The following is a 4,729-nucleotide window of genomic DNA, read 5'->3' as shown; positions in this document are numbered from 1 at the left end:
TCTCGGTCTCGGGAGTTGTGGTCATATGACAGGCCCCTCCGAGGAGGTGGAAGTGACGGGGTTCATTGCGGTAGCCGTACAGCCGGTGGAGGTGCCGGTGGACGTACTGGTAGCGGCAACGGGGGCAGGCTCCAGGGGAACATGCGTCGTGCACACCCCGTCGCCGTGCGCGATTGTCGCGAGCCGCTGGACATGGGAGTCGAGCAACCTCGCCAATGCGGCGGTCTCCGCTCCGCAGAGCTCGGGAAATCGCTCCGCGACGTGCTGGACCGGGCAGTGGTGCTGGCAGATCTGGACGCCGGTCGGCAGTGACGAGGCGCTGGCGGTGTAGCCGGCGGCGGACATGGCCGCCGCCAGCACCGCCGGCCGGTCCGCCGGATCGGCGTCGGCCACCGCCGGCTTGACGCGGCGTTCCAGCTCCGCGGCGCGCGCCTCGGCGAACTCCGCGACACCTTGGTGGCCCGCGACGCCGGCGAGGAAACTCAGCGCGCTGGCCGCAAGGTCTTCGTACGCGGTCGGGCCCGCCGCGTGCCCGGCCGCGGTGAGCTGGTAGAGCCGGGCTGGACGCCCGCGGCCGCGGGGGCCCGCGGCCCGCGCCGACCGGATCGTGATCGTTTCCTCGGCGAGCATCGCGTCAAGATGCCGGCGGATCGCCGCCGGGGACAGGCCGAGATGAGCGGCGAGCGTGACCGCGGTCGAGGGACCGAGTTCCAGGAGCAGGCGCGCGACACGGTCACGGGTACGGCCATCGGCCACCGTGCCGCTGGAAGCGTCGGGCATGCTTTTCACAACACCACTGTGCCCTATTTCCCGCCGGGGGTCGAACAAGCCTGTGTGCCGAGTCGGCGCGAGCTGTCGGAATACCTGACCATCGTGGCATCTGACCTGGGCGTGGACCATGTGATCGAGCCGAGCGTCTGATGCGCCACACCCCTTTCCCGGGCCGCGCCGAAGACGTGACGCGAGGTCTCCGGGAGCGCGGACGGGCCGGCGCCCGGCCCCCGCCAGTACCTTCGGCGATCGAGCTACCACAGGCAGACCACTCCTATCAACATAGGATCATGAACGAGACGGTCGTCTCGCGGGCCAACTCCTGCCAGGCTGCGGCAGGGGGGCGAACGGCGTCCCTGGTTCGTTGTGACCCGGACGGAGAGCGTGACCGAGGCCCACTCCGGTGCAAGCAGGGACTACGCCGCGGAGCTGGGGCACCGGCTGCGGGCCACCCGCCACCGACGCGGGATGTCCCTCCTCGACGTCCAGGAGCGGACCAACGGGCGTTGGACGGCAGGCACCCTCGGCGCCTACGAACGCGGCAACCGCGCGCTGCGCGTACATCGCCTGGTGGAACTGGCCGAGCTCTACGACGTAGCCACGATCATGCTTGTCCCGCCACCGTCGGCCAGGCCCGAGCTGGTACGGCTGCCGCCGCTTGCCATCGACCTGCACCGGCTGCGCAAACTGCCACCGACCCGCACCGGGCCACTGCGGCGGTGGATCGCGATCATCCAGGTGCTGCGCGCGGAGAGCTCCCGGGACGTGCTGCGCCTGCGGCGGACCGACCTGCGCCCGCTGGCCCGGCTGTACAGCACAACCCCGTTGATCCTGTACCAACGCCTCGGCGCCTGGGGCGCGCTCGCGGACCCGAGCCCCGGCCAGCGGCCCCCGTCACCTCGGGGACGGCACAGTTAGCGCATGTCTGCTGGATGGTGGCCGGTGGCCGGTGGCCGGTGGCCGATGCGGGTATCGATCCACGCGGTTGACGGTCCATCAGACCTGACCTGCGGCGTGCTTCGGAAGCCGTCGTTCGATCGGGAGCCGCGTCCAGATGGCTTTCGGGACACGCCCTGGCTGCTGCCGCCCGGATCTTCGCTGCCGCCCGGCCCTTCGCGTACCGGTGCCTGCCGTTACCTGCACCGATACATGCCGGCCGAGACATGCCGCGCGCCGTGCACGCAGTGGTCCGTAGGATCGCCAGTGTGGCGGAGGATCTGGCAGTCGAGGTTGCCGACCTGGTCAAGACCTACTGGCCACGTTCCGGCCAACCCATTCGGGCCGTCAACAACCTGTCGCTGAGCGTGGTAACCGGTTCGGTGACGGCCCTGCTCGGCCCCAACGGCGCGGGCAAGACCACCACCATCGAGATCTGCGAGGGCTTCCGGCACGCGGACGCGGGCCATGTGCGGGTGCTCGGTCTCGATCCTCGGCGCGACGTGGCCGCCCTGCGCCCTCGGGTGGGGGTCATGCTCCAGGCTGGCGGGGTCTACCCGGGTGCCCGAGCCGGCGAGATGCTCGCGCTGCTCGCCGCTCATCACCGCAACCCGCTGGACGTCGGCTCTCTGCTCGAGCGGGTCGGCATGGCCGGGGCAGCGCGCACGCCCTACCGGCGCCTGTCCGGCGGCCAGCGCCAGCGGCTGTCCCTGGCAATGGCGCTGGTGGGCCGGCCCGAGCTCGTCTTCCTGGACGAGCCCACCGCCGGCCTGGACGTGCAGGCCCGCCGAGCCACCTGGGAGCTGGTCGAAGAGCTGCGTGTCTGCGGGGTGACGGTGGTGCTCACCACCCACGCCATGGACGAGGCGGAGCGGCTCGCCGACCACGTCGTGATCGTCGACCATGGCGGGATGCTGGCGGCGGGCTCCCCGGCCGAACTGACCCGCGGCGGCGCCGAGGGGCAGCTGCGCTTCCGGGCACCCGCGGGTCTCGACATCGACCGCCTCGTGCTGGCCCTCCCGGACGGGACGGTCGCCCGTGAGGAGCCCGCCGGTCGCTACGTCGTGCACGGCACGATCGATCCGCAGCTGCTCGCGGCCGTGACCGCGTGGTGCGCAAGCAACGGTGTACTGGCCGAGGACCTCAGAGTCGAACAGCGCAGCCTGGAGGACGTGTTCGTGGAACTCACCGGCTCGGGGCTGCGTCCGTGACCGGCATGGACGCCGGTGCCAGCACCGGCGCACCATCCGAGACGACAGCGGCCGGACAGCTACCAGCCGCCCGGCGCCCACTCGATCTTCGCCCGGCGCCTGGTGCCGCGCGCTGGCCGGCCATGCTGCGGGCGCAGACGATGATCGAAATGAAGCTGACGCTGCGCCGCGGCGAATCGGTGCTGCTCACCATGATCATTCCAGTTGGCCTGCTGCTGTTCTTCACCGCCGTGGACGTGCTGCCCACCGGTGCGGGTGCGCCGGTGGACTTTCTCGTCCCCGGCGTCCTGGCCCTCGCGGTCATGTCGACGGCGTTCACCGGGCAGGCCATCGCGACCGGTTTCGAGCGTTCCTACGGTGTGCTCAAACGGCTCGGCGCCAGCCCCCTGCCACGCGTGATCCTGCTCGCCGGCAAGACACTGGCCGTGGTCGGCGTAGAGATCATCCAGGTTCTGTTGATAGTCGCCGTGGGCCTCGGCGCCGGCTGGCATCCGCACGGCTCCCCGCTGTCGGTGGCGTTGCTCCTGCTGGTGGCGACGGTGGCCTTCTCCGGCCTCGGGCTGCTCATGGCGGGCACGCTGCGGGCGGAAGCCACCCTGGCCGCGGCCAACGGTGTCTACCTGCTGTTGTTGCTCGTGGGCGGGATCGTCTTCCCGCTCTCCCGGCTGCCTGGCTGGCTGGCGAGCCTGGGCGCGCTGCTGCCCACGGCCGCGGCGTCGGAGGGACTGCGCGCGGTCCTGCGGGGCTCCGCCGGGCTGCCTGTCACGGATCTCGCCGTGTTGCTCGCCTGGGCCATCGGTTCGCTGGCCCTCGCGGCGCGGACCTTCAAATGGGAATAATCTTTTACGGCCATGGCGTACCCTGTCGGCACCCTGCCCGGCTCCCTCGCACCCACTAACTTCTACAGACGGTAGCATGACCCGCGATGAACGCATCGCGAAGAATACCGACAGTGAGCCCCACCGTTTTCAGGCGACTCACCCGGATCTCCGTCGCCTTGCTCGCGCTGATTGTCGTCACCGGCGGCGCGGTCCGGCTGACCGGCTCCGGACTTGGCTGCCCCACCTGGCCCACCTGCGGCGACAATTCGTTCGTCACCCGGCCGGAGTATTCCGCGCACGGCTGGATCGAATTCGGCAATCGCCTGCTGACAGTCGCCGTCGGACTGGTGATGCTGCTGCTGCCGCTGGTCTCCCTGCGGCTGCGCGACCGTCGCCGTGACCTCGTCATGCTCTCTTTCGGCCTGTGGCTGGGTTTCCTCGGCCAGGTGCTGCTCGGCGGGCTGACCGTCCTTTTCAAGTTGCACCCCGCGCTGGTGGCCGGGCACTTCCTGCTGTCGATGCTGCTGCTGGTGGACGTCATCGTGCTGGACCGCCGGGCCGGATCGGGCCCCGGCCCGGCCCGCCCCGTGGGCCGGCCCGAGCTGCGCTGGCTGGCCCGGGTGCTCACCCTGGTCGCCGGCGCCGTGCTGCTGCTCGGCACGGTGGTCACCGGCACCGGCCCGCACAGCGGGGACTCGGCCCAGGCCAGACGCTTCGGGCTCGATATCACCAATGTCGCGCAGCTGCACGCGGACGCGGCGATGGTGCTGGTGGGCCTCATGATCGCAATGGTTCTCGCGGTCCGTCTCGGGGAGGCGCGGGCTGAGGCCGTCCGCGCGACCACCGTGCTCGCCGCCGTCGTGCTGGCCCAGGCCGGCATCGGGTTCACCCAGTACTTCACCGGTGTGCCCGTGGGCCTGGTGGAACTGCACATCGCCGGGGCCACCGCACTGTGGATGATCACCCTGTGGGTCTGGCTCGCGATGGTCG

Annotated in this window: 5 protein-coding genes; 4 read left to right on the top strand and 1 reads right to left on the bottom strand. The window is 70.9% G+C overall.

The genetic code is table 11. The features are described 5' to 3' along the window. Positions 1-21 precede the first annotated feature (21 nt). The gene (locus MJ785_RS06285) at positions 22-780 is read right to left on the bottom strand and encodes a metalloregulator ArsR/SmtB family transcription factor (protein WP_239346295.1); all 759 of its coding nucleotides are present in this window, start codon (positions 778-780) and stop codon (positions 22-24) included. Positions 781-1,155: 375 nt separating this feature from the next. On the opposite strand from MJ785_RS06285, the gene MJ785_RS06280 reads away from it, so the two are divergent. From MJ785_RS06280 to MJ785_RS06265, 4 genes are all read left to right on the top strand, one after another. Then, positions 1,156-1,689: a transcriptional regulator gene (locus MJ785_RS06280; protein WP_239308516.1), complete on the top strand. Its 534-nt coding sequence runs from the start codon at positions 1,156-1,158 to the stop codon at positions 1,687-1,689. A 287-nt stretch (positions 1,690-1,976) separates the two neighbouring features. Then, positions 1,977-2,918 carry an ABC transporter ATP-binding protein gene (locus MJ785_RS06275; protein ID WP_239308515.1) on the top strand — a complete coding sequence of 314 codons (942 nt, stop codon included), beginning with the start codon at positions 1,977-1,979 and terminating at the stop codon, positions 2,916-2,918. Positions 2,919-2,923: 5 nt separating this feature from the next. Then, a complete protein-coding gene (locus MJ785_RS06270; protein WP_370651427.1) occupies positions 2,924-3,757 on the top strand; it encodes an ABC transporter permease in 834 nt (277 codons plus the stop codon). A 113-nt stretch (positions 3,758-3,870) separates the two neighbouring features. Beyond that, a partial coding sequence (locus MJ785_RS06265; RefSeq protein ID WP_370652880.1) for a heme A synthase occupies positions 3,871-4,729 on the top strand: 859 nt, incomplete at its 3' end.

It is taken from the genome of Protofrankia sp. CiT1, from assembly GCF_917627335.1.
GTDB lineage: Bacteria > Actinomycetota > Actinomycetes > Frankiales > Frankiaceae > Protofrankia.
The sequence above is the reverse complement of the archived record's forward strand: the minus strand, read 5'-3'. Positions and strand labels throughout refer to the sequence as shown.